This is a genomic window from Marinomonas sp. IMCC 4694 (assembly GCF_008122525.1).
GTDB lineage: Bacteria > Pseudomonadota > Gammaproteobacteria > Pseudomonadales > Marinomonadaceae > Marinomonas.
Map to the genome: position 1 here is coordinate 1,493,251 of NZ_VSRV01000001.1, position 25,188 is coordinate 1,518,438.

The 25,188-nt window shown below is 45.9% G+C and carries 22 protein-coding genes and 13 tRNA genes; 28 read left to right on the forward strand and 7 right to left on the reverse strand.

From position 1 onward, the window contains the following. Window position 1 precedes the first annotated feature (1 nt). The 23 genes from infC (at window position 2) to FXV75_RS06870 (ending at window position 14,219) form a co-directional block, all read left to right on the forward strand. Window positions 2-535 carry a translation initiation factor IF-3 gene (infC, locus tag FXV75_RS06760; protein ID WP_148831807.1) on the forward strand — a complete coding sequence of 178 codons (534 nt, stop codon included), beginning with the start codon at window positions 2-4 and terminating at the stop codon, window positions 533-535. A 92-nt stretch (window positions 536-627) separates the two neighbouring features. After that, a complete protein-coding gene (gene rpmI, locus FXV75_RS06765; RefSeq protein WP_012070284.1) occupies window positions 628-822 on the forward strand; it encodes a 50S ribosomal protein L35 in 195 nt (64 codons plus the stop codon). Between the two features lie 47 nt (window positions 823-869). Next, window positions 870-1,226, forward strand: coding sequence for a 50S ribosomal protein L20 (gene rplT, locus FXV75_RS06770; RefSeq protein WP_112139413.1), 357 nt, complete (start codon window positions 870-872; stop codon window positions 1,224-1,226). Window positions 1,227-1,355: 129 nt separating this feature from the next. Beyond that, window positions 1,356-2,351 carry a phenylalanine--tRNA ligase subunit alpha gene (gene pheS / locus FXV75_RS06775; RefSeq protein WP_148831809.1) on the forward strand — a complete coding sequence of 332 codons (996 nt, stop codon included), beginning with the start codon at window positions 1,356-1,358 and terminating at the stop codon, window positions 2,349-2,351. A 23-nt stretch (window positions 2,352-2,374) separates the two neighbouring features. Beyond that, window positions 2,375-4,759 carry a phenylalanine--tRNA ligase subunit beta gene (gene pheT, locus FXV75_RS06780; protein ID WP_148831810.1) on the forward strand — a complete coding sequence of 795 codons (2,385 nt, stop codon included), beginning with the start codon at window positions 2,375-2,377 and terminating at the stop codon, window positions 4,757-4,759. Window positions 4,760-4,763: 4 nt separating this feature from the next. Further along, window positions 4,764-5,060 carry an integration host factor subunit alpha gene (locus FXV75_RS06785; RefSeq protein WP_148831813.1) on the forward strand — a complete coding sequence of 99 codons (297 nt, stop codon included), beginning with the start codon at window positions 4,764-4,766 and terminating at the stop codon, window positions 5,058-5,060. Between the two features lie 306 nt (window positions 5,061-5,366). After that, window positions 5,367-5,443, forward strand: a tRNA-Pro gene (locus FXV75_RS06790). A 13-nt stretch (window positions 5,444-5,456) separates the two neighbouring features. After that, a tRNA-Thr gene (locus tag FXV75_RS06795) sits at window positions 5,457-5,532 on the forward strand. 55 nt (window positions 5,533-5,587) lie between these two features. After that, window positions 5,588-5,663 (forward strand) — tRNA-Thr (locus FXV75_RS06800). 42 nt (window positions 5,664-5,705) lie between these two features. After that, window positions 5,706-5,781, forward strand: a tRNA-Thr gene (locus FXV75_RS06805). Between the two features lie 45 nt (window positions 5,782-5,826). Next, window positions 5,827-5,902 (forward strand) — tRNA-Thr (locus FXV75_RS06810). Between the two features lie 27 nt (window positions 5,903-5,929). Next, a tRNA-Val gene (locus FXV75_RS06815) sits at window positions 5,930-6,005 on the forward strand. Window positions 6,006-6,054: 49 nt separating this feature from the next. Further along, window positions 6,055-6,131, forward strand: a tRNA-Asp gene (locus tag FXV75_RS06820). 36 nt (window positions 6,132-6,167) lie between these two features. Next, window positions 6,168-6,243 (forward strand) — tRNA-Val (locus FXV75_RS06825). A 358-nt stretch (window positions 6,244-6,601) separates the two neighbouring features. After that, complete coding sequence (locus FXV75_RS06830) at window positions 6,602-6,811, forward strand: YqiA/YcfP family alpha/beta fold hydrolase (protein ID WP_148831815.1); 210 nt, start codon at window positions 6,602-6,604, stop codon at window positions 6,809-6,811. Window positions 6,812-6,936: 125 nt separating this feature from the next. Then, window positions 6,937-8,667 carry a type I restriction-modification system subunit M gene (locus FXV75_RS06835; protein ID WP_262368481.1) on the forward strand — a complete coding sequence of 577 codons (1,731 nt, stop codon included), beginning with the start codon at window positions 6,937-6,939 and terminating at the stop codon, window positions 8,665-8,667. Beyond that, window positions 8,657-10,120 carry a restriction endonuclease subunit S gene (locus tag FXV75_RS06840; protein ID WP_148831816.1) on the forward strand — a complete coding sequence of 488 codons (1,464 nt, stop codon included), beginning with the start codon at window positions 8,657-8,659 and terminating at the stop codon, window positions 10,118-10,120. Before FXV75_RS06835 ends, FXV75_RS06840 begins: the two co-directional genes overlap by 11 nt. 75 nt (window positions 10,121-10,195) lie before the next feature. Further along, a complete protein-coding gene (locus FXV75_RS06845) occupies window positions 10,196-13,474 on the forward strand; it encodes a type I restriction endonuclease subunit R (protein ID WP_148831818.1) in 3,279 nt (1,092 codons plus the stop codon). A gap of 155 nt (window positions 13,475-13,629) precedes the next feature. Further along, window positions 13,630-13,706 (forward strand) — tRNA-Asp (locus FXV75_RS06850). 36 nt (window positions 13,707-13,742) lie between these two features. Then, window positions 13,743-13,818, forward strand: a tRNA-Val gene (locus FXV75_RS06855). Between the two features lie 49 nt (window positions 13,819-13,867). After that, window positions 13,868-13,944 (forward strand) — tRNA-Asp (locus FXV75_RS06860). An 86-nt stretch (window positions 13,945-14,030) separates the two neighbouring features. Beyond that, window positions 14,031-14,107, forward strand: a tRNA-Asp gene (locus FXV75_RS06865). 36 nt (window positions 14,108-14,143) lie between these two features. Then, window positions 14,144-14,219 (forward strand) — tRNA-Val (locus FXV75_RS06870). Between the two features lie 727 nt (window positions 14,220-14,946). On the opposite strand, the gene hpaR is transcribed toward FXV75_RS06870, so the two are convergent. The 7 genes from hpaR to FXV75_RS06905 form a co-directional block, all read right to left on the reverse strand. Next, on the reverse strand, window positions 14,947-15,378 hold the full coding sequence (gene hpaR / locus FXV75_RS06875; RefSeq protein WP_148831820.1) for a homoprotocatechuate degradation operon regulator HpaR: 432 nt from the start codon (window positions 15,376-15,378) through the stop codon (window positions 14,947-14,949). Window positions 15,379-15,799: 421 nt separating this feature from the next. Beyond that, on the reverse strand, window positions 15,800-16,975 hold the full coding sequence (locus FXV75_RS06880) for a multidrug effflux MFS transporter (RefSeq protein ID WP_148831822.1): 1,176 nt from the start codon (window positions 16,973-16,975) through the stop codon (window positions 15,800-15,802). A gap of 61 nt (window positions 16,976-17,036) precedes the next feature. Then, entirely contained in the window at window positions 17,037-17,459 is a 423-nt protein-coding gene (locus FXV75_RS06885) for a GlcG/HbpS family heme-binding protein (protein WP_222863098.1), read from the reverse strand. A gap of 200 nt (window positions 17,460-17,659) precedes the next feature. Next, window positions 17,660-18,466, reverse strand: a complete 807-nt coding sequence (gene hpaI, locus FXV75_RS06890) for a 4-hydroxy-2-oxoheptanedioate aldolase (protein WP_148831826.1) — start codon at window positions 18,464-18,466, stop codon at window positions 17,660-17,662. A 54-nt stretch (window positions 18,467-18,520) separates the two neighbouring features. Beyond that, complete coding sequence (hpaH, locus tag FXV75_RS06895) at window positions 18,521-19,324, reverse strand: 2-oxo-hept-4-ene-1,7-dioate hydratase (protein ID WP_148831828.1); 804 nt, start codon at window positions 19,322-19,324, stop codon at window positions 18,521-18,523. A 10-nt stretch (window positions 19,325-19,334) separates the two neighbouring features. Beyond that, window positions 19,335-20,102 carry a fumarylacetoacetate hydrolase family protein gene (locus tag FXV75_RS06900; RefSeq protein WP_148831830.1) on the reverse strand — a complete coding sequence of 256 codons (768 nt, stop codon included), beginning with the start codon at window positions 20,100-20,102 and terminating at the stop codon, window positions 19,335-19,337. A 13-nt stretch (window positions 20,103-20,115) separates the two neighbouring features. Then, on the reverse strand, window positions 20,116-20,853 hold the full coding sequence (locus FXV75_RS06905) for a fumarylacetoacetate hydrolase family protein (RefSeq protein ID WP_148831831.1): 738 nt from the start codon (window positions 20,851-20,853) through the stop codon (window positions 20,116-20,118). A gap of 290 nt (window positions 20,854-21,143) precedes the next feature. Between FXV75_RS06905 and hpaE the strand changes: the two genes are divergently transcribed. The 5 genes from hpaE (at window position 21,144) to FXV75_RS06930 (ending at window position 25,188) form a co-directional block, all read left to right on the forward strand. Further along, window positions 21,144-22,607: a 5-carboxymethyl-2-hydroxymuconate semialdehyde dehydrogenase gene (gene hpaE / locus FXV75_RS06910; protein WP_222863099.1), complete on the forward strand. Its 1,464-nt coding sequence runs from the start codon at window positions 21,144-21,146 to the stop codon at window positions 22,605-22,607. Between the two features lie 99 nt (window positions 22,608-22,706). Continuing rightward, window positions 22,707-23,087: a 5-carboxymethyl-2-hydroxymuconate Delta-isomerase gene (locus tag FXV75_RS06915; RefSeq protein ID WP_148831836.1), complete on the forward strand. Its 381-nt coding sequence runs from the start codon at window positions 22,707-22,709 to the stop codon at window positions 23,085-23,087. Between the two features lie 29 nt (window positions 23,088-23,116). After that, window positions 23,117-24,046: a 3,4-dihydroxyphenylacetate 2,3-dioxygenase gene (gene hpaD, locus FXV75_RS06920; RefSeq protein WP_148831838.1), complete on the forward strand. Its 930-nt coding sequence runs from the start codon at window positions 23,117-23,119 to the stop codon at window positions 24,044-24,046. Window positions 24,047-24,073: 27 nt separating this feature from the next. Continuing rightward, window positions 24,074-24,535: a DUF3237 domain-containing protein gene (locus FXV75_RS06925; RefSeq protein ID WP_148831840.1), complete on the forward strand. Its 462-nt coding sequence runs from the start codon at window positions 24,074-24,076 to the stop codon at window positions 24,533-24,535. 116 nt (window positions 24,536-24,651) lie between these two features. After that, entirely contained in the window at window positions 24,652-25,188 is a 537-nt protein-coding gene (locus FXV75_RS06930) for a TRAP transporter small permease (RefSeq protein WP_148831842.1), read from the forward strand.

Sequence of the window (25,188 nt, forward strand, 5' to 3'; positions counted from 1 at the left end):
TATGAATCGTGGACGTACCGCTAGTAAGCAGCGTCCTCTAATAAACGAGAACATTCGAGCTACCGAAGTGCGCTTAATTGCAGCCGACGGTGAACAAGTTGGCGTTGTCTCTCTTGAAGAGGCTCTAAAGGCAGCTCAAGAAGCTACTTTAGATTTAGTGCAAATTGCTGATTCAGATCCGATTGTTTGCAAAATAATGGACTACGGTAAGCATATTTTTGAAGCGAAAAAAGCGAAAGCTGCGCAAAAGAAAAATGCGAAACAAATTCAAGTTAAAGAAATGAAATTCCGTCCAGGGACGGAGGAAGGGGATTATCAGGTAAAACTCCGCAACCTGATACGTTTCCTTGAAGGCGGGGATAAGGCTAAGGTGTCGTTACGATACCGCGGTCGTGAAATGGCCCATCAGGAGCTTGGTATGCAGCTTATGAGTCGAGTCGCTCAAGACTTGGATCCATACGGTGCAGTAGAGCAAGCTGCGAAAATGGAAGGTCGTCAATTGACTATGGTGCTAGGCCCCAAAAAGAAGAAGTAATTCTAAATAATTTGCGTTAAGTGCTTAGGCTCTTAATGCTTTTATTATTATGAAATTACACTAACATTAACGAATGCGAGAGTGGTTTTATCATGTCCAAAATTAAGTCACACAGTGGCGCAGCAAAGCGCTTCAAACGTACCGCGAATGGTTTTAAGCATAAGCAGTCTCATACTAGTCACATTTTGACTAAGAAATCGACTAAGCGTAAGCGTCATCTTCGTTCTATGAACCAGATTGCGCAAAGTGACAAAGCGTTAATTGTACGCATGTTGCCATACATCTAAGTCTCGATTTTTTAGTTCATTAATTTTATTAGTATAAGGTTTATATTATGCCTCGCGTAAAACGTGGTGTTCAGGCTCGTCGCCGTCACAAGAAGATTTTAAAGCAAGCTAAAGGTTACTACGGTGCACGTAGCCGTGTATTTCGTGTAGCGAAACAAGCTGTTATCAAAGCTGGTCAGTATCAGTACCGTGACCGTCGTCAGCGTAAACGTCAATTCCGCGCATTGTGGATTGCTCGTATTAACGCGGCTGCACGTATCAATGGTCTTTCTTACAGCCGTTTCATTGCTGGCTTGAAACAAGCTGCCATTGAAATTGACCGTAAGGTTTTGGCTGACCTAGCTGTGTACGAGAAAGAAGTGTTTGCTGCTATCGTTGAAAAAGCGAAAGCAAGCTTGGCTTAATTTCTGACGTAGCCTTAGGGTGATTTGTTTAAGTTGGATTTTGTCTAATTAAAATGAATAGCTCAATGCAGTCTTTGATAGGGGAAGAGCCAATGGTTCTTCCCCTATTTTATTTTTTGGAGTGTGTAAATGGAGAACCTAAAACAGATTCTTGCGGATGCGCTTAGCGCGGTCGCTGCGTCTGAAAGTGAGTCTGCGCTAGACGATGTTCGTGTGCATTATTTAGGCAAAAAAGGCGCACTAACGGCTTTGCTCAAACAGTTAGGCAATGTGTCTGCTGAAGACCGGCCGAAATTTGGTCAGCTTGTTAACGAGGCGAAAGACCAAGTTCAGGAAAAAATCACTGAACACAAAGCGGTGTTAGCTGCGGCAGCGTTGAATGCCAAGTTGGCGACAGAAACGATTGATATTTCTCTTTCTGGTAAAGGCCAAGAAGTGGGCGGTTTGCACCCAGTGACTCGAACTATGGAGCGTATTGAGACTTTTTTTCGTGGTATCGGTTTCGATGTGGCAGCAGGCCCAGAGATTGAAGACGACTACCATAACTTTGAAGCCTTAAACATTCCCGCGCACCATCCCGCGCGTGCTATGCAAGATACCTTCTATTTCAATCCAACCACTGTACTTAGAACCCATACATCTCCGGTTCAGGTGCGTACTATGGAAACCAGCCAACCGCCGATCCGCATTATTTGTCCGGGCCGAGTGTATCGTTGTGATTCAGACCAGACACATACTCCTATGTTTCATCAGGTCGAAGGTCTATTGATTGACGAGAATATTTCTTTTGCGGATCTGAAAGGCATCTTGCAACAGTTTTTAAATGTCTTTTTTGAAGATGACTTGAAAGTCCGCTTCCGCCCTAGTTATTTCCCCTTCACTGAACCTTCTATCGAAGTGGATATTATGCGTACCAACAGCAAGGGTGAAGAGTCATGGTTGGAAGTTTTAGGCTGTGGCATGGTTCACCCCAAGGTGCTTGAAATGTCAGGTATCGATTCTGAAAAATATACAGGTTTTGCCTTTGGTATGGGCGTTGAGCGTTTTGCCATGCTGCGCTACAAAGTAGACGACTTACGTATGTTTTTCGAGAATGATTTGCGCTTCCTTAAACAGTTCAAGTAAACCAGTTGACCTAGGGTGTTGTTATGAAGATTAGTGAAAATTGGCTAAGAGAGTGGGTCAATCCAAACATCAGTAGCGATGATTTGGTGGCTCAAATTACATTGGCTGGCCTTGAAGTAGATGAAGTTTTGCCTGTTGCCTCCGATTTTACGGGCGTGGTAGTCGGTGAGATTACGGCAGCTGAGCCTCATCCTAATGCCGACAAGTTGCAAGTCTGTCAGGTATTTGATGGTACGGAAACATTTCAAGTTGTTTGTGGTGCGCCCAATGCGCGTCCCGGCATTAAAATTCCGTTTGCAAAAATTGGCGCCGTACTTGGCGCAGATTTTAAAATTAAAAAAGCCAAACTTCGTCAAGTCGAATCGTTGGGTATGCTGTGCTCCGCTTCTGAGCTGGGCTTAAGCGATGATCACGATGGCATTATGGAATTACCTCTTACAGCGCGCGCGGGCGAAGATTTTCGTGCTTACTTAGGGCTTGACGATTGCATCATTGATGTTGATCTAACGCCTAACCGCAGTGATTGCTTGAGCTTGGCAGGTCTTGCTCGCGAAGTGAGTGTTTTGAATAAAACCGACGTGACACCGGTAGCAATAGTGCCAGTGGCCCCGGGTATTGACGAAGTTTTTCCTGTGCGAGTGGAGTCAGCAGAAAGCTGTCCTCGTTATCTTGGTCGTGTCATTCGTGGCGTCAATGTCGCAACAACGACGCCATTGTGGATGGTGGAAAAATTACGCCGTAGTGGGGTGCGTTCCATCGACCCTATTGTTGATGTGACCAATTATGTGATGCTTGAATTGGGCCAGCCAATGCATGCTTTTGACTTGGCTAACTTGTCAGGTTCTGTTGTTGTGCGTATGGCAAAGCAGGATGAAAAAATCACCTTGCTAGACGGTCAAGGCATAACGCTCCGTGACGACACCATGGTGATTGCGGATGAAAGTACTCCCTTGGCCATTGCTGGTGTTATGGGAGGAGAGGGGTCTGGTGTTCAGGCTGATACTCAAGATATTTTCTTAGAAAGTGCGTTTTTTGCGCCACTGGCGTTAGCGGGTAAAGCGCGTTCATACGGTTTGCACACAGACGCGTCACATCGTTACGAGCGTGGCGTTGATGCGACATTGCAAGAAAAAGCCATGGAACGAGCTACGGCGCTCATCTTAGAAATTTCCGGTGGTCAAGTTGGCCCAATCACACACGTGGTGAATGAGGCGTTTTTGCCTGCTGCTGCGGTAGTGACATTGCGCCGCAAAAAGCTCGATCAGTATCTGGCCTTGTCGATTGATAAAGACTTGGTGACGGACATTTTGACACGTCTTGGTTTAGAAATGGTAGAAGTCACTGATGACGCTTGGACGACCAAAGCGCCGTCTCATCGCTTTGACATTGCCATCGAAGCGGATTTGATCGAAGAAGTAGCGCGCATATACGGCTACGATAATTTGCCGTCTTCTATGCCTCAAGCCGCCGTTAATTTTACGCCGCTGTCTGAGACAAAAACGCAGATTCAAGTACTACGTTCTATCTTAGTGTCGCAAGGGTACCAAGAAGCGGTGACGTACAGTTTCATTGATCCTGTGTTGAGCAAGCAATTTTTGCCAAACATCGAGCCAGTGCCTTTAGCGAATCCTATTTCTGCTGACATGGGCGTAATGCGTCCCAGTCTGATACCAGGTTTGGTGAAAGCCTACCTTTATAACCAAAATCGCCAGCAATCGCGTGTGCGTTTGTTTGAAACGGGGCGTCGCTTTATCGGCTCGGTGGATGCCTTGGCGGATTTGGATCAGCAGCAGCAAGTGGCGGGCTTAATTGCTGGTACGCGACATGCTGAAGCGTGGTATCACGGCAGTGAAAAGGTCGATTTCTATGACCTTAAAGCGCACGTCGAAGCGTTGTTTGCATTAAACGATGGTGGTATGCCGACCTTTAAACGCTCTGAGTGTGAATTTTTACATCCAGGCCGTTCAGCAGACCTTTTCATCGATGAGCAATTTGTTGGTTTGATGGGAGAGCTTCACCCGCAATTATCTAAATCGTTAGGGGCAAACCAACCGATTTACGTCTTTGACATTGCGCTTGATGCGGTCCTTAACGCTAAACTTCCTGAATACAAAGCTGTTTCTCGATTCCCAGAAGTGCGTCGTGATTTGGCTTTATTGGTTGATCGTGATGTGCCGGTAAGTGCGTTGGAGTCAGTGATTTCAGCTACCGCGGGTGACGCGTTCAAAGGTGTGTTGGTTTTTGATGTTTATCAAGGCCAAGGTATTGATGAATCGAAAAAAAGTGTCGCCTTGGGCTTGACGTGGCAGCATCCTTCACACACTCTTAGTGATGAAGAAGTAAATAATTCTGTCGAGCTCGCTGTGGCTGCATTGTCTGAGCAGTTGGGAGCCGTTGTAAGGGGGTAGTATTATGGGGTCGTTGACAAAAGCGGACCTTGCTGAAAATTTAGTCGACTCTATTGGTTTGACTAAAAAAGATGCCAAAGACCTAGTTGAAGGTTTTTTTGATGTGGTTAGGCATTCTCTTGTTGAAAGGCAGCAAGTTAAATTGTCGGGTTTTGGCAATTTTGAAGTGCGTGAGAAAAGTCAGCGCCCTGGTAGAAACCCTAAAACAGGAGAAGAAATTCCTATTTCGGCTCGCACTGTCGTGACGTTTCGTCCTGGTCAAAAGCTGAAATCGAAAGTTGAAGATTACATGCAGGAATAGCGCTGCACGTGTGTTTCGCGGTAACGCAAGCGCATGTGATCCGTGAAAAACCACCTCTAAAGGGTGGTTTTTTTTGTTTCGAGTGTCTGTTTTGATGTTTGTAATGCTTTCCATTTATGCTTTTGAACTCGTAGTACAGCAGCCAATGAGAATTACAATAAGATCAAGGGGGGAAGCTGACCGTCACGAAACAACGCATGCTGGGTGAAATGAAAAAAAAACTATAAAACTCTTCCATTTTCAATTTCTTATAGTAATATACGCACCCGCTGACAACGATAGGGTTTACCCACATCTTGTTGGTTTCGGGGCGTAGCGCAGCCTGGTAGCGCACTAGCATGGGGTGCTAGTGGTCGCAGGTTCAAATCCTGCCGTCCCGACCATTGTTTGAGAAATGCCGCTATAGCTCAGTTGGTAGAGCATCTGACTTGTAATCAGAGGGTCCCGAGTTCGACTCTTGGTGGCGGCACCAAGTTGTGGTCAAAGTGTTCCTTTATTAAGGAACACAAATTAAAGAGATTAGTTTAGCCGCTATAGCTCAGTTGGTAGAGCATCTGACTTGTAATCAGAGGGTCCCGAGTTCGACTCTTGGTGGCGGCACCATTTCTATTATTAGAGTGGTAAAACTAAACTGCGTATCGTTATGCCGCTATAGCTCAGTTGGTAGAGCATCTGACTTGTAATCAGAGGGTCCCGAGTTCGACTCTTGGTGGCGGCACCATTACTTATTTTAACGTAGGTAATGTTGTGACGACATTTAGCGAAAGCCGCTATAGCTCAGTTGGTAGAGCATCTGACTTGTAATCAGAGGGTCCCGAGTTCGACTCTTGGTGGCGGCACCACTGAAAAGTGTTTGGCTAAATGGCATTGGGTGTGTAGCTCAGTTGGGAGAGCGTCGCCCTTACAAGGCGAATGTCGGGGGTTCGAACCCCTCCACACCCACCATCTACGGATGTAAAAAGTGAGTCTGATGAGACATTAAAAACATTGAGTTGGAGTGGTAGTTCAGTTGGTTAGAATACCTGCCTGTCACGCAGGGGGTCGCGGGTTCGAGTCCCGTCCATTCCGCCATTATTTACCTGTAAATATGGCAAAGATTTTACGAGCGGGTGTGTAGCTCAGTTGGGAGAGCGTCGCCCTTACAAGGCGAATGTCGGGGGTTCGAACCCCTCCACACCCACCAGTAAGTAAAGCTCCATAAAGCACTTTTCTTTTCAAAAAAACATTCCTTTACAAGCACTTAGCTGATTTTTTAATCGCTTCAAATGTAATGTCTTATGCTTTAAGTTCACTCTTAAATATCAAAATTTTCCTATGTGCCGAATCTGTGACAACGATGTGACCAGATTAAATGGCCTGTCTTTTCGTATTACTCATTTTCAAAACTGTTTTGTTCGTTTTTAAGTCACAATCGGATAAGGTAATAAGCTTGTCATTTCTTGGGGTTTTACACGGGATAGGCATGGATTACACCGATGGTAAGCAGGTTGTCTATGGCAGGGCGTACCACTTAGAAAAAATACCGTGGAAGAATAGGCCAAATGTCGTTGGGAAATCATCATGGGCTTCTTCTGTTCGATAAGGGTGACGAGCTTATTGATTACAGAGAAACCGTGCGGTTATTACCTGATATACAGACGTTGATATTCGAGGGTGGATCGCATCGTTTTGATCACATCGACGAATCTTTAGATGCTATTCAGCAATACGCAAATAGGCTGTCTTTAGTATTGGGATTTGGGGAAAGCTAAAGCGGCCGTTTGCTGTGTTGTAAAGGGGAAGATTGGGCTCTTAATAAGTCGTATTAGGGGTTACCCATAAAAGGCATTATCAAGTAATATGTTTGTAAGTTTTCACACAAGGTAAAGTGGTTGCATTGACTATTCTGCCCACTTTACCCCGTTTTGTACAAGGCGAAACCGCGCCAATGGAGCAAGCCCAGCACATGGAACCGATAGACGTCACCACAACCCCAGATACCCCTGTAAAAGCCACTTCAAAGAAGAAAAGTCCTGCTAAAAAGAAAGCGATAAAAGGTTTTGAAGAAACCCTTTGGGACACGGCGAATCAATTACGCGGCAGTGTCGAATCCTCCGAATATAAGCACATTGTGTTGAGTCTGGTGTTTTTGAAATTCATCAGCGATAAGTTCGAAGCGCGTCGCAAGAAGATGCTCGACGATGGCCAAGAAGCCTTTATTGAGATGAAAGAGTTTTACCAGCAAGACAATATCTTCTATCTGCCAGAAGACACTCGTTGGAGTTTTATTAAAGCGCGTGCCAAGCAAGACAACATTGCTGTGCTGATCGACACCGCCTTGTCCACCATTGAAAAGAACAACCCAAGCCTAAAAGGCGCTTTACCAGACAACTACTTCACTCGCCAAGAACTGGAAGTGAAAAAGCTCGCCTCCTTGATCGACACCGTTGAAAACATCGACACGCTGGCCAATGAGTGCGACACCACAGAAGAAGATTTGGTGGGTCGTGTGTACGAATACTTCCTCGGTAAATTTGCCGCCACAGAAGGCAAGGGCGGTGGCGAATTCTATACACCAAAGTCCGTGGTGACCTTATTGGCGCAAATGCTCGAACCTTATCAAGGCAAGGTGTATGACCCCTGTTGTGGTTCTGGCGGTATGTTTGTGCAGTCCCTGAAATTTATCCAGCAGCACGAAGGCCGCAGTAAAGACATCGCCATTTACGGTCAAGAACTCACGGGTACTACGTACAAACTGGCGAAGATGAACCTGGCAGTACGAGGCTTGTCTGGCAATTTGGGTGAGAAATCCGCTGATACCTTTTTTGCCGATCAGCACAAAGACCTCAAAGCCGATTACATCATGGCCAATCCGCCGTTTAACTTAAAAGACTGGCGCGACGAAGCTGAGTTAACCGACGACCCGCGTTTTGCAGGCTACCGTACGCCGCCCACTGGCAACGCCAACTACGCGTGGATATTACACATGCTGTCCAAGCTGAGCGAAACCGGCACCGCAGGCTTTGTCTTAGCCAATGGATCTATGAGTACTAATACCTCGGGCGAAGGCGAAATACGCCAGCAGTTGATCGAAAACGACCGCATCGAATGCATGATCGCCTTGCCGGGGCAATTGTTCTACACCACGCAAATTCCCGTGTGTTTGTGGTTTATGTCGAAAGACAAAACCGTTAACAGCGACAAAGGCTTCCGTAACCGCCAAACTGAAACCTTGTTTATCGATGCCCGCGAAATGGGCTCTATGATCAGCCGTGTACACAAAGAACTCACAGTAGACGAATTAAACCGCATCGCCGACACCTTCCATGCCTGGCGCAGCAGCGACGAGGCCTTGCAAAAGCGAGTCGCAAGCGGCGATTGCAAAGTTACTAAATACCAAGACCAAGCTGGCTTCTGCAAATCTGTCACCATCGAAGACATCAAAGCCAACGACTACGTACTGACACCGGGTAGATACGTGGGCGCAGCGGACATCGAAGACGACGGTATTCCTTTTGAAACCAAAATGCGTGAACTCAGCCAAACCCTCTACCGCCAAATGAACCAAGCCGAAGAACTGGATAAAGCCATTCGCAGTAACTTGGAGGCGTTGGGTTATGGGGAGTGAAATACAAGAATTTCGATTGGAAGATTGCATGGAAGCCATCATCGACTATCGAGGAAAAACGCCTAAGAAAACAAACTCTGGAATACCTTTAATTACTGCAAAAATAATTAAAAATGGTCGTATTCAGCCAGTCGGTGAATTTATTGCTGAAGATGATTATGAAGCTTGGATGACGAGAGGTTTTCCAAAGGCTGGAGATATAGTTTTAACAACGGAAGCGCCTTTGGGTGAAGTCGCTCAATTGGATGGTAAAAAGATTGCTTTAGCGCAAAGAGTTATTACGTTAAGAGGGAAGCAAGGATTATTGGATAATGATTATCTTTTATTCTTAATGCAATCAAGAGATGTTCAGCACCAACTTGATGGAAGAGGCACTGGTAGTACAGTAAAAGGCATAAAACAATCTGAATTAAGAGAGTTAATACTTCGATTTCCGTCTATTGATAAGCAAAAGAAAATTGCTCAACATTTAACTTCGATAGATCATAAAATCGCTCTCAATCGCGAAATCAACCAAACCCTAGAACAAATGGCGCAGGCCTTGTTTAAGTCTTGGTTTGTGGATTTTGACCCTGTCATCGACAACGCGTTAGACGCTGGCTTTTTTGATGCGGCAACCAACAGCGAATTAGACAGCCTTCCACCGGCTTTAATTGCCCGTGCTGAATTACGCAAAACCGCCCGCGCCAGCGATGGCTTCCAAGCCTTACCAGACCACGTTCGTCAGCTTTTCCCAAGTGCATTTGAAGACAGCCAAGAACCCAGTGTTGGAGTTAATGGCTGGGTGCCCATGGGGTGGGAAGTTACTAAGCTTGAAAACCTTATTGGTATTAAGCATGGATATGCATTTAAAGGCGAATATTTTAGCGAGAATGCTACTAACGATATACTACTTACACCGGGTAATGTGAAGGTTGGAGGGGGGTTTAAATCGGATAAGTATAAGTTTTATTCAGGTCCATTAGTCAGCGATTACATATTTAAAGCAGGGGATATATTCGTAAATATGACAGATTTGAGTAAGGCGAGTGATACGCTTGGATATCCATCAGTTGTTCCTAATTATGAAGGACTTACTTTTCATCATAATCAACGATTGGGTAAAGTTTCCTTTTCTGATCACCCTTGCGCTACGAAGGAGTTTATTTATCAGACATTATGTTCCAATAATTACCGAAATTCAGTATTAGGTAGTGCTACGGGAACAACTGTAAAACATACAGCACCTAAGAAAATACTTAGCTATATATTAGTTTGTAGCAGAGTGGGCTCTATAGAAAAGATATTTAATGAACAAGCTGGTGCGTTGATGCAAAAAACATATGAGAATGAATCTAGTTCTAGAGTACTTTCTAAACTTCGAGACACTTTATTGCCCAAACTCATTTCAGGTGAGTTGCGTTTAGATTCACCAGAAGTCACGCAAGCCAAGGCGTTGGTGGACGCAGAATAACCCCAACTTCCCTGAAGAAAAAGGGGAGGCGCTAGATCATTAATAATAACAAGCAATCAGAAGGAATTTTATTGCATGGGTTCAATGTTTACTGAAGCAAAGCTAGAGCAAGCCATTATCGATTTGCTGGGCGAGCAGGGTTATCCGCATGTGTTGGGTCAGAACATAGACCGAGCGGAGCCGTCTCAGGTGTTAATCGTCGATGATGTGCGCGCGTATTTATCTCGTCAATATCAGGCGGACGGCATTACTGACAACGAGATCGATTCGATCATTCGTCAGTTAAGCGCCTTGCCCGCCAGTGATTTGTACCAAAGCAATAAAACCTTCAGCGCTTGGTTAACCAATGGTTTTTTGCTCAAGCGGGAAGACCGCAACCAAAAAGACTTGTACATCGAGTTGATCGATACCCGCCACCTGAATGAAACATTGGCTCAGTTATTTGCCACTCCGAAAGACCTCGCTAAGGTAGCGGAAGGTAAGGTGCATTATTTGCCGTCGGCCGGGAAAGCGTCTTCCAGCCATAATGTTTATAAGATGGTGAACCAGCTGGAGATTGAAGGGGTAGACGGCCAGATGCGCATTCCCGATGGCATCTTGTATGTGAATGGCTTGCCGCTGGTGGTGTTTGAATTTAAATCAGCAGTTAGAGAAAACAACGCCACGATTCACGATGCTTGGCAACAAATCTGTATTCGTTACCAGCGGGATATTCCCCAACTGTTTGTTTACAACGCCTTGTGCATCATCAGTGATGGGGTGAATAACAAGCTGGGTAATGTGTTTGCGCCCTATGAGTTTTATTACGCATGGCGCAAAGAAACGGGGTATGAATCGGCCGAGAAAGACGGTATCAATTCGCTTTATACGATGCTCCACGGCTTGTTTTATCCTACTCGATTGTTGGATGTGATTAAGAACTTTGTCTTCTTCCCAGACACTAATAAAAAAGAAGTAAAAATCGGTTGTCGCTACCCGCAGTATTACGCCGCTCGTAAACTCTATTTTAATATTCTTAAAGAACGCAAACCCCTAGGCTCCGGCAAAGGCGGCACTTATTTTGGTGCGACGGGTTGTGGCAAGAGTTACACCATGCAGTTCTTGTGTCGCTTGCTGATGAAAAGCATCGACTTCGCCAGCCCGACCATAGTCTTGATTACCGATCGAACCGACTTAGACGACCAGCTTGCCAAACAGTTTACCGGGGCGACCGCCTACATTGGCGACGACACCGTGGTGTCTGTGACCAGCCGAGCCGATTTGCGCGAGAAGCTGCAAGGCATCAAAAGCGGCGGGGTGTTTTTAACCACGATTCATAAGTTCACCGAAGATTTACAGCGGTTGTCGGATCGTACCAACATCATTTGCATTTCAGACGAGGCTCATCGTTCGCAAGTGAATCTCGACAAAAAAACCGTGATCAAATACAGCGAAGGTAAAGCCATTTCGATGAAAGAAACCTACGGCTTTGCTAAATATTTGCACGACTCCTTGCCGAACGCCACTTACGTGGGTTTCACCGGCACGCCCATAGACGCCACGCTGGACGTATTTGGCCAAGCCATCGACAGCTACACCATGACCGAAGCAGTGAACGACGAAATCACCGTGCGCATTGTTTATGAAGGCCGCGCTGCGAAAGTTTTTTTAGACAACAGCAAACTTAAAGAAGTGGAAGAATACTATGAGGTGTGTGCCGCGGAGGGATCCAGCGAGCATCAAATAGAAGAAAGTAAAAAAGCCTCGGCCAACATGAATGCCATCTTAGGTGACCCAGATCGCATCGCGGCTTTGGCAAAAGATTTTGTTGCCCACTATGAAAGCCGAGTTGCCGAAGGGGCCACAGTCAAAGGCAAGGCCATGTTTGTCTGCGCCAACCGTGAGATCGCCTACGACTTTTACAAGGCCGTCAAAGTTCTTCGCCCCGATTGGTTTGAAAAGCGCCTCACCTCAGACCACAGCCGAGCCTTAACCGAAAAAGAACAAGAAACGCTGTTGCTTTTGGAAAAAGTGCAAATGGTCATGTCCCAAGGAGACAATGACACCGCTGAACTGTATGCGCTGGTGGGCAAAAAAGAACACCGCAAAGAGCTGGACCGACAATTTAAGAACCCGCTGTCCAACTTCAAAATCGCCATCGTCGTAGACATGTGGCTAACCGGCTTTGATGTGCCTGAGCTGGACACCATTTACATTGATAAACCACTGCAAAAACACAACCTGATTCAAACCATTTCCCGCGTTAACCGTAAATTGGAAGGCAAAGAGAAAGCCTTGGTGGTGGATTACATTGGCATTAAATCTCGGATGAACCAAGCCTTAGCGCAATACTCCAAAGCGGATACCACCAGCATGGAAGACGTGAATGTGTCTGTGGTGGAAGTAAAAAACCACCTAGATTTGCTCAAGCAAATGTTTCATGGTTTTGATGTGTCGGGCTATCTTAGTGGCGAACCCAAAGCGCAATTGCAATGCTTAAACTTAGCCGCCGAATTCATCTTGCAAACCAAAAAGGGCGAAAACCGCTTTATGGGCTTAGTGAAACGCCTAAAAGCCGCTTACGACGTGTGCTGTGGTAGTGAGCGAATTAATCAAAACGAACGGGATTTGATTCACTTCTACATTGCGGTGCGCTCGATTATCTTCAAGCTCACCAAAGGCGACGCGCCAGATACTGCACAAATGAATGCCCGTGTACGCGAGCTGATTGCCGAAGCTTTGCGTGCCGATGGGGTAGAGGAGATCTTCACCATAGGCGAAGCAAAAGCCGATGCCATTGATATTTTCGATGAAGACTACCTAGCGCGCATCAATAAAATCAAACTGCCCAATACCAAGATACAACTGCTGCAAAAGCTCCTACAAAAAGCCATTGGCGACTTTAAGAAGGTCAACCAAGTAAAAGGCATGGACTTCTCAAAACGCTTTGAAGCCTTGGTAGAACACTATAACGAGCGACGTGACGAAGACGTATTAAACGGAGAAGAGTTCGACACCTTCAGCCAAGAAATGACCGACATGGTCTACGCCATGGCTGAAGAAATGGGCTCCTTCGCCGACTTGGGCATCGACATGGAAGAAAAAGCCTTTTACGACATCCTCGAACACATGCGTAAAAAATACGAATTCACCTACGACAACGACAAAATGCTCGAACTCGCCAAAACCATGAAAACCATCGTCGACGACGTCGCCAAATACCCCGACTTCGCCAAACGCGACGACATAAAAGCCACACTCAAAGTTGACCTAATACTCCTACTGCACAAATACGGCTTCCCACCCGTTGCCAACGACGACGTATACAAAAGCGTGCTGGAGCAGGCCGAGAACTATAAGAAATATCGGGGGTGATTTTTGCCCACTTTGTCGTGTGGTTGGTATCGCGATAAATTTTTTAAAAAAAGGTTAGACAATCCTTTTTCTTGGTGTATTATATGCCCCGTCTTCAAGCGAAGCCGATTAATTACTTCGATGTAGTTAATTGTTTTAAAAGAAGAAATTGTGTTGGAGTGGTAGTTCAGTTGGTTAGAATACCTGCCTGTCACGCAGGGGGTCGCGGGTTCGAGTCCCGTCCATTCCGCCATTATTTATACGTAAATAGGGCAAAAGAAGTGCAAATGGGTGTGTAGCTCAGTTGGGAGAGCGTCGCCCTTACAAGGCGAATGTCGGGGGTTCGAACCCCTCCACACCCACCATCTACGGATGTAAAAAGTAAGTCTGATGAGACGTTAAACACAATGTTTTGGAGTGGTAGTTCAGTTGGTTAGAATACCTGCCTGTCACGCAGGGGGTCGCGGGTTCGAGTCCCGTCCATTCCGCCATTATTTTTAGTAAAATATTTATTAACAATGTGGCCAGTTCGCTATCTTAAATAGCGCGTCTGATGGGACGTTAAACACAACGTGTTGGAGTGGTAGTTCAGTTGGTTAGAATACCTGCCTGTCACGCAGGGGGTCGCGGGTTCGAGTCCCGTCCATTCCGCCATTATTTACCTGTAAATATGGCAACAATTTTACGAGCGGGTGTGTAGCTCAGTTGGGAGAGCGTCGCCCTTACAAGGCGAATGTCGGGGGTTCGAACCCCTCCACACCCACCAGTAATTACAGTTTTATAGTCTATTTTTTTGTTAAAAACTCCTTTTTTAATAAGTGCTTAGCTTATTTTTTGATAACTTCAAATTTCATTCATCCCCTATAAATTCAGTCTTAAATATCAAAGTTTTCCTGTGTGGCGGATCTGTGACCACATTGTGACAAAATTGAATGTCTTGTTTTCTTTTTACTTTCTGATTTACGCCAAGAAATCGGCTCACTGACTCTAAAACTTGAAAAACTGATTCCTATGCTGGAATGCACCCGTATTGAAGAATGGGTTCAACGTCCTTCGTACCTCACTGGCTGTCTTCCTCATGAACGGCATGGTTAGCCAGCGTGTTTGTAGCCATGGTGGCGCTTGGGCTTGCCACGGTGCGTCTAATAAAGCGCAGAAAAAGAACATTGCCCATTTATAAAAAGGTATGTCTGGTACAGGTGCCCTAGAACAGGCTACCGTGACCAAGAAGGTGAGAAAACCATGATGATCTATTGTTTGTTTGGCTGTGAGTTTCCAAGATGCTCGTCTCTAATGCATCAGTTAGCTTGCCGTGCTCAGTAAATAGTAGGTGAAAATGGTCTTCAAAGCGTTCTATTCCAGATGTGCATTTCTTTACAAAATTACATAGATCTTGGAATCCTAAATGTTATTTAGGATCAGGCTTAGCTCATGTACTCTTTTTTAATGCTCTAAGTGCTTGGTCAATTTCACTTGACTGGCTTTCCCAGACGTTAATTAGAGGTGCTGTCTAGCGCGATGATGTCGTTTAATAGTCGACTTAGTTCTTTCATTTTGTCTTCGCCCAATTTTTCAATGATTCGCTGGTACGATGCATCTACTTCTGGACGAAATTCTGTAACAATTTTATTGGCCTTGGGGGTCAGCGACAGCAGTGCTATACGTTGATCTGTAAGAGACTTCTTACGAATTAAGAGGTCGTCTTCTTCAAAACGCGTGATGATCCGCGTTAGGCTGGGGCTGAGAATGCAGCACAGCTCCGCTAACTGCTTTGCTTCGAGCTCTTTGTGGTCATTTAAAACTCGTAAAACCCGCCATTGTTGTTCGGTAAAGCCGGCCTTTTGTAATACCGGACGAAAAAAAGCCATGGAGGACTCTCGTGCTCGTAATAACTGTAATGTCAGGGAGTCTTCTAATCTTTTCATGTAATTTTCTGTCAACCTAGTAAGTAAATTTTTTCATTTTCACTATATTAATGTGGGTGAACAATATTAATAGAATGCTTTTACGGTTTTTTGATGATTTTTAGTACACGAAAGTGTACCTGTTCGCAGGGTAAAGGCAACTTAATATAGGATGTGAGGTGCCTATTGTTGATGTCTGTGAGATTCCCTAGTTGAGTGTTTCGTTGGTAGGTACAGAGGGAAGTTACCGAATTTATTCGAAGAAATGAGCGGGAATTAGCGCTAGTCGAGCTCCCTGTAAACAGATAGAAAGACAGCGCGAAATGGTTGTGTAAGCCTTTTTATCGATCTGTAAAAATAACAAAGCGGGTTTCGCTGGTGGTTAGGCGATAAGTTGTTAATTTACCGAAAAAGTCCACTGTGTTTTTGTGAAGAGGCTATATTATAAACGGTTCGCGCGTAGATAAAGCAACATACTGAGTGAGCCACAGCAGGCCATAATGAGTAATAAGCTGGATGGCGTGCCATCAAATAACGCACTGGCTACATAGCTCACTAGGCTGCCGATTGCGAACTGAGAGGCGATGAATAATCCTGATACCGTCCCCGCTTTTTCAGGCAATAAAAGAAAAAGCGTTGCCAAACTGTTTGCGCCAATGGCGCCGGTGACACTGATATAGAGCATGGTCACGCCGATAAAAAATAGCAGTGGCGTCCAATCAAGTCCGTACAATAACCAAATGAATAATGTGGCAGTGAACGATAACATCATGGCTGCGGTTAAAGCCACCATGATGCTGTAATGTTTGCTAAGCCATGAATTGCCCAGAGTGGCGACAATAATAGCGATGATATTCCCAGAAAATAGCATGGCGTAGTGAGTTTCAGAAACGCCATAGTGTTCGATATAAATGAAGGCCGACGTGGCGATAAAGGCAAACATACCACCAAAAGAGAGTGCATTAGTAAGGGTGTACAGTACCAAACGCGGCGCGCGTATACAGTCGAAATAGTTATTTACATAGGTTTTTAATGAGAGATGGTTACGAACGTGTTGTTTGGACTCTGGCAGCAGCAAGTAACTACCCACAAAGGCAAGGGTTGAAAAGAATGCGAGGAAATAAAAAATCCAACGCCAATCAAGATAGCTAACAATGTAGGCGCCCAATATCGGCGATGCCAGCATCACCATCATGGACACCACATGCATGTGCGATAAGATCGCGGCCGCTCTGGTGAGCTCGAAAAAATCTCGTACTAGGGCCCTACCTAACACTGCCGCCGCGGCACCTCCTAATGATTGCAAAAATCGGAATAAAATTAACTGCTCACCTGTGTGGGCCAGTGCGCAGCCGATGCTGCTGAAAAAATAAACCCCAATGCCAAGCAGCAATAGACGCTTGCGACCTAACAAATCGGATAAGGGACCAAAGAATAGCATGCCAATGGCCATGCCCATAAGAAAGACAGTAATGGTTGACTGAATCCGTTGGTCGGTGGCCCCCAAACTGTCGGCGATATTGGGTAAACTGGGCAAGTACATATCAATTGAAAGTGGCCCGAACGCCACTAACAGACCCAATAAAGGGAGGGTCAATGTATTCGACAAAGAGGTCATGGCGCTCCTAGCGTAAGCCCTACAGACGAGGCTTAAAGTGGGGTAGAGTGATTAAGTCGTCTCAAGGTATGCTGCGAAGCGCTACTGTGGCGCAGTCGATATCTTGTTGTTCACTGCCGCCTGAAATACCGATAGCGGCAACCACATCATCGGCAATAATGATGGGTAAGCCGCCTCCTATAAAGCTAAAGTCGGGCTCACTTTGCAACGCGAGTAAAATATGAGTACGATCCGCCAAACGACTTTGCCATTCTTTTGTTGGGAGTCGAAACGCCGCGGCAGTGATGGCTTTTTTTGTGGCGATTGAATGCGATAAAACCGGCGCTTGGTTCATATTCGCACTAGCAAGAAGGCGTCCTGATGGACAAACCACCGACACGCAAACCGCAATTTTAAGGTGTTTGGCATGGCCAAGCGCGGCTTGGCACAAAGATAAAGCAACGTCCGTGGTGAGTATGCTTTTTGTTATTGTCAGAGCGGTCATCATGTTCCTTATTTGTCATTGGCGTCATATCTGTTACCTAAGTAAGAGAATGTACGCAGTATCGTACGATTTCTTTGCATGATGCCACGGCGTAACGAAAAAATCCCAGCCTGAGATCGAACGCTGAGCTGGGTACCGAGGATGCTCAAAACACGCTGTATTGTAGGTGTGATGCTTAAAAGGAACGGTTCCCCCCCTTTTTAGTAAACCGAGGTCGTGGAATTTTCTGTCTTCGCTTGTTCGGGTTTGAACGTGTTGACTAGCGCTCTTGTACTGTTCATTAAAAGCCCTGTGTCACTGCCAACAGCCACAAATAACGCGCCTAGTGCCAAATAATGCTTGGCTTGTTGAACGTCGGCCATCAAAATGCCCGGCGCTTTTCCCACCGCAATAATTTTGGCGATGGCGTTTTCTATCACGGCCACCACATCAGGGTGATTTGGCTGTCCAATGTAGCCGAGCGACGCACTAAGATCCGCAGGGCCAATAAACACGCCGTCCACTCCCTCTACGGCCAAAATAGCCTCTAACGCTTGAACCGCCTTTACGGATTCAATTTGTACCAATACACAAATCTCGTCGTTGGCTGTAGTGAGGTAATTTGGCGTGCGGTTAAACTGCGATGCACGAGCCAACGCGCTGCCCACACCGCGCATTCCCAAAGGTGGGTAGCGTGTTGCTTTCACGATGGCAGCGGCTTGTTCTGCGTCGTCTACCATAGGCGCCAATATCGTTTGCACACCAAGATCGAGTATTTGCTTTAATGCTATGTGGTCTGCCCAAGCAGGACGAATAATTGGGTGACTTTTGAAGGGCGCTATGGCCTGTAATTGTCCAACGAACGTTGGTAACGTGTTGGGCGCATGTTCGCCATCCAGCAAAAGCCAATCAAACCCCGCGGAAGCGATCAGTTCAGCGGTGTAGTTATTCGCGAGACCTAACCACAAACCAATTTGTGGTTCGCGGTTTTTTAGCGCCTGTTTAAAGGTATTTTTAGGGGCAGACACGGTCATCTCCTAAGTTGAAAAATGAAAATCACGACGTTGAGCCATTCATCTTAGTTATTTAAAATGGCAAGATACCGTGCCCAAAGCCCCGTAATCCACGGTAAACGTATCGCCTTTGCGTGCGGCAATAGGGCGCGTGAAAGAGCCACCAAGAATGATTTGACCAGGTTCTAATGCCACATCAAAAGGGGCCAGTTTATTGGCCAACCAAGACACACCATTAGCTGGGTGATTCAATACGCCCGCCGCTACACCAGTCTCTTCAATAATACCATTGCGTTGCATGATAGCAGACACCCAGCGTAGATCCATGTCGCTGATCTTGATTGGCCGACCGCCTAAAATAATCGCCGCATTGGCTGCATTGTCAGCGATGGTGTCGAAGACTTTGCGTGGGCGCTTACTTTCTGGATCGATCGATTGGCTGCGTGCATCAATCAACTCAAGTGCTGGAATCACATAATCGGTTGCGTTATAAACATCAAAGATTGTGCAATTAGGTCCTTTTAAAGGTTTCTTTAAAACGAACGCCAGTTCCACTTCAATACGTGGCACGATGAACCGATCAGTGTCAATGTCACAGCCATCGTGATACAGCATGTCATCCAATAGTGTGCCGTAATCTGGCTCATCAATTTGTGAGCTCATTTGCATGGCGCGAGACGTTAAGCCAATTTTGTGGCCAATGACGTTGCGACCTTCGTCTATCTTCATTTTTACCCATTTGCGTTGTATGGCATAAGCATCGTCGAGAGTGATGTCGTGGTAATCCAATGAAATTTGACGGATCTGTACACGCTCTTTTTCAGCCAAGTGTAGGCGCTCAGCGCAGGACGTAATAATATCGTTTGATAACATGTTATCCACCTTAATGGCTGAGGGAGTTTAGGTAGTCGGTTTCTGAAACGATGGTGTTTTTCAAAACACCAATGCCTTCTACCTCGGTTACGACGACATCGCCGGGTTTCACATCCGCTAGGCCTTCAGGTGTTCCAGTGAAGATCATATCACCGGGTGTGAGGGTCATGATGTCGCTTAAATAAGCGATTAAATGTGGAATATTAAACACCAGATCCTTGGTGTTGCCTTCCTGTTTTAATTCGCCATTGATGTAGGTTCGTAACGTTAAGTTATGCGGGTCTTTCACCTCTTTAGCTTCCACTAGGTAAGGGCCAATCGGCGTACAGGTATCGCGACTTTTTACGCGCAGGTTAGGGCGATAATAGTTTTCTAAGTAGTCACGAATGGCGTAATCGTTCCCCACGGTGTAGCCGCCAACGTAGTCCATGGCGTCGTCTTGTGAAACATTTTTCGCCTCTTTACCGATCACAACGACCAGTTCACATTCATAGTGCATGTAATTAACGTTGTCTGGACGAACCGTTTTTTGATTGTGGCCAATGAGTGAATTGTTGTTTTTTAAAAACACCAACGGCTCGTCTGGCGCCTTGAAAGACAATTCAGCGGCGTGATCGGCGTAGTTGATTGCTAAGACAAAAATTTTCCCTTCGCAAGGGGGTAACCAAGTAAAAGACCCCTCTTCTAAAACCGTGCCTTCGGCTGTCATGATTTGATCTTGGTCGTTGATGGTCACCTCTAAAGGGGTGTTGTTATACAGTATGCGAGCGGTTTTCATCACGGATTCCTATTTATTCTTGTTCTACAGGGTTGGTTAGGGAGCCGATTGTTTCAATGTCGATCGTGACGCTATCGCCTGGTCGGATCTCAAGTTCAGCCGTACGTTGAGGAGTACCAGCAATAATGACGTCTCCTTCTTCGAGCGTCATGAAACTACTGATGTAACTGACGATCTCTTCAACCGAATAGATCAATTGATCCGTGTTGGTTTCGTGCACTAAAGATCCGTTGATAAGGGTTTTGATCCCTAGACTATTAGGGTGGGCGATCAACGACTTATCGGCGACCCATGGCCCAATAGGGCAAAACGTATCGCGGCACTTTGCTTTGACGGCGGGACGATAAAAAGACGTTTCGGCTAAGCTGACTTCGTTCACCACAGTAAATCCTTGGATGAAGTCCAACGCATTGGCCGCCTCGACACGCGTCGCTTTCTTGCCGATGACAATGCCAAGAGATGGCCCAGCGTAAATAGCGCCTTTGCCCTTGGGCACCTGAATAGTGTGGCCATAACCAATGTGCGTATTGTTTGTTTTGATGTGTAAAACGGGTGTTTTGGGCGGTTGGACATGCGGTTTTTCATTAAAAGCCGTTTCAAGCGACGCCATTAAAGCTTTGTTGTTTAATGCCACGCCAATCACATTACCCGTTACAGGAGGCAATAAGCCATTTGTTAAAGAAACATTGGCGGCGTTTTGTGCTGATAAATGGCGTATTTTATCCTGCATGGTTGTTCTGTAATAAAGCATGGTTTTTAATCCTAATTTGCTTAACATGTTAAATATATTTGCTCAATCTTTGCGATGTGTCAACTCAAAAAAATGGCTTTAACGTAAAATAGACCCAGTGACAGAGGCATAAAATGGATTGTTTTTTTGATCTTCTGCTCTTTTTGATGCTTGACAATGCCCTTCCGGAAGAATAATTTACTTAACATGTTAATGATTTTGCCCCTTTATAGTGTTTTAAAAAGTCGTTTCTTAGTGATGACTGACGCAGTGGGCAGGTTAATAATTCACTACATAATGAGGCAGTGACCATGATCAAGAACTTAATAAATGGCAAATGGGTCGACAGCAAAGAGACCTTTCAAACCTTTAATCCTGCCACCGGTGAGATGTTGGCTGACGTGGCGCACGCCTCCGATGCCCAAGTGGCCGAGGCCGTTGCGGCCGCCAAAGCGGCGTTTCCTGCGTGGGCCAACATGCCAGTGGCGAAACGTTCAAAAATCATCACCAAATTAGGGGATTTAATTGCCGACAACGTAGAGGCTTTAGCGCAAATGGAAACCGCTGACACCGGGTTGCCTTTGTATCAAACACAAAACGCCTTAGTTCCTCGCGCCGCCAATAATTTTTACTTTTTTGCTGAAATGGCAAAGCAAATGAATGGCCATACCTATCCGATGGACGACCAAATGCTGAACTATTCTTTGTATCAGCCAACGGGAGTGTGTGCGCTTATTTCCCCATGGAACGTGCCTTTCATGACGGGCACATGGAAAACCGCCCCTTGTCTTGCTTTGGGCAATACCGCGGTTATGAAGCAATCTGAATTGTCCCCTTTGACCACAGACTTTCTGGGGCACTTGGCGTTAGAAGCCGGTATCCCAGCTGGTGTGTTTAACATTGTGCATGGCTTCGGTGCGACAACGGGAAATGCGCTAATCACCAACCCTGACGTTGCTGCGATTTCATTTACGGGCGGTACTTCAACGGGCAAACACATTATTGCGACGGCGGGATTAAAAAAATTCTCGATGGAATTGGGCGGTAAATCGCCTGTGATGATTTTTGATGATTGTGATTACGAGCGTGCACTCGATGCCGCCGTCTTTGGTATTTTTTCAATCAATGGAGAGCGCTGTACAGCAGGTTCTCGAATTTTTGTACAAAAAACCATTTACGATAAATTCTGTGCCGATTTTGCCGCGCGAGCAAACAAAATAGAGGTGGGTGATCCGACCAATATGAACACCAAGGTGGGCGCCTTGATTAGCCAGCAGCATTGGGAAAAAGTGACCGGTTACATCCATATTGGAATCGCAGAGGGAGCGACCCTGATTGCGGGTGGGCCAGACAAGCCTATAGATGAACTGCCTGAGGCTTTAAAAGGCGGGCATTTTGTGCGCCCAACCGCGTTTCGTGATGTGACCAATGACATGCGCATCGCTCGCGAAGAAATTTTTGGTCCGGTTGCTGTGCTGATCCCCTTTGAAGACGAAGAAGATGTGATTCAAATGGCAAACGACAACGAGTACGGATTGGCTTCTTACTTGTGGACTCAAGACAACGGTAAAGTGCACCGTATTGCGAATCGAATCGAAGCGGGCATGTTGTTTGTAAACAGCCAAAACGTTCGTGATTTGCGAACGCCCTTTGGGGGGATGAAGTCCTCAGGTACCGGTCGCGAAGGCGGTGTTTACAGCTATGAGATTTTTTGTGAGCCGAAAAATATTTGCATCAGTATGGGTCACCACCACATTCCTAAGTGGGGTGTGTAATCCGTGGAAGTCTGTAATCCATGGAAGTTTGTAATGAGTGCAAATATGTCGATTTGCTAAGGTGTGCAGAGGGTAAACGCTCTGCCAAAGGGGGGATCTATGCCGCATTTTATTGTTGAGTACTCGGCCAATTTAGACGATAAACTGGACTTTCAGCCGTTATTTAAAGCGTTTCATGAGTATGTTGTGTCAACGGGTGAGTTTCCGTTGGGAGGCGTGCGCAGTCGAGCGATTCGCTGCGATGATTATCGCGTGGCGGATGGTCGTGATGATTTTGCGCTGCTGAATCTTACGCTCAAAATAGGCCATGGCCGCAGCATGGCGTTGCGTCAAGAGGTGGCGGACAATGTGTTTCGTATTTTGTGTGAGTGGATGGCACCCATAACGGACAATGGTTATTGCCAAATTTCGTTTGAGCTGACGGAATTGGATCCGGTACTTAAATTTAATAAAAATAATATTCACGCTCTTTTTCGTTAGAGCGTGTGACACGAGAAGAGGTGTTACCTATGGGTAAGTTAGCGTTGGCCGCAAAAATCACACATGTGCCTTCTATGTACCTTTCTGAATTGGATGGCCCTCGCAAAGGGTCGCGTCAGTCGGCCATTGACGGTCATTATGAGATTGCCCGTCGTTGCAAAGCATTAAACGTAGACACCATAGTGGTATTCGACACCCATTGGCTAGTGAACGCGAATTATCATATCAATTGTGCCCCGCATTTTAAGGGCACGTATACCAGCAACGAACTGCCGCATTTTATTAAGAATATGCCCTATGAAGTGCATGGCAATCCTCAATTAGGCAAGATCATCGCCCAAATGTGTAACCAGCAAGGCGTTGAAACCTTAGCTCATGACGACACCACTCTGGCCCCTGAATACGGTACTTTAGTGCCGATGCGTTATATGAATCAAGATTTACACTTCAAGGTGATTTCGGTCTCGGCTCTGTTGACGGTGCATTATCTGAATGATTCGGCACGATTTGGCTGGGCGCTGCGCGAAGCGATTGAAAAACACTACGATGGCACGGTAGCGATTTTAGCCAGTGGCTCTTTGTCGCATCGTTTTGCACAAAATGGCAGTGCACCAGATTTCGCCCATAAAGTATGGAGTCCATTCCTTGAATCTTTGGATCATTCGGTGGTGGAAATGTGGAAAAATGCTCAGTGGAAAACCTTTTGTGACATGCTGCCAGAGTACGCGGCGAAAGGTCATGGAGAAGGCTTCATGCACGATACAGCGATGTTGCTGGGCGCGCTTGGTTGGTCGGACTACGATCAAGAAGTCGAAGTGCTAACCCCTTATTTTGGGGCGTCTGGCACGGGACAAATCAACGCGATTTTCCCTGTTTCTCCCCAAACAGGTCACGCGGTGCCTGGCCCGCAGGCATCGGAAGAAAACGGCACCTTTACGTATGGTAAGAGCCGCCTTTAATTTGCCCATAGATCAAAGGAGTTAAGCATGATTCAAGCACCAGAATTAAAACATTTTGTGACCTTATATGTGGAAGTGGCCCCCCCTCAAGAAATAGGGGTTTCTTTGCATGGTGAGCGTCGAGTGATTCCTATTACCGGTGGAACCGCCAAAGGGCATGGCTGGCAAGGTAAGGTACTACCTGGAGGGGCGGATTATCAGCTGATCCTGACCCCGCGTATGGCTCATCTTGATGCTCATTATGTGATTGAACTGGACGAGGGCGAGCGTATTTACATTCACAATAAAGCCTTGCGTGTGGCGACTGCCGACGTCACAAATAAGCTGAAGCAGGGCATTCCAGTTGACCCTGAGTGCATTTATTTTCGTTGTACACCCGTGTTTGAAACCAGCGCTCCGAATCTGCAATGGATAACGGAAAGGGTGTTTATCGGAACCGGGATTCGCCGGCCAGATTTGGTTGAGTTACAAATATTTGAAGTTCTGTAACAAATATAATGATGAAACTGTATATAATTTTGTTTATAAACAGTTATAGTGAGTTACATGTTTTGTTAACATGAGAAATAATGACAATAATAATAAAGTCTCCCATGGGGGTTTTCATGCAAATGAATGAATGGATAAAGAAACATTACCCAGAACCGAACCTGTATCGATGGATCGGTGTGGTGCTGGAAGGCGTTTCAGCCATAGTGTTGCTATTTATAGTGTTGCTTACTTGTGGTGATGTGGTTGGACGGTATTTTTTTAATAATTCAATTGATGGTGCGGTCGAAATGACCCAGCTTGGATTGGCCATCATGGTGTTTGCGCAAATGCCAGTGATGACATGGCGCGGCAGTCATGTGGTTGTGGATCTTTTGGATGCGGTATTGGGTAAACGCGTCATTAAAGTGCTTGGTATTTTCTCTGTGTTCATTGTGTCTACCTCGTTTTACTTCTTAGCGTTGCGTATTTTTCAACTCGCTGAACGGTCTATTCGACGTGGCGAGTTGACCGAGTATCTCGAACTGCCTGCCGGTTATATTGCCCAATACATTGCTGTAATGAGCTGGTTAACTGCGGCTTGTATGCTTACTTATGGCGCTTATCGGGTGTTAACAAACAAAAATGACGTTTCACAATCGGTAGGAGAATAG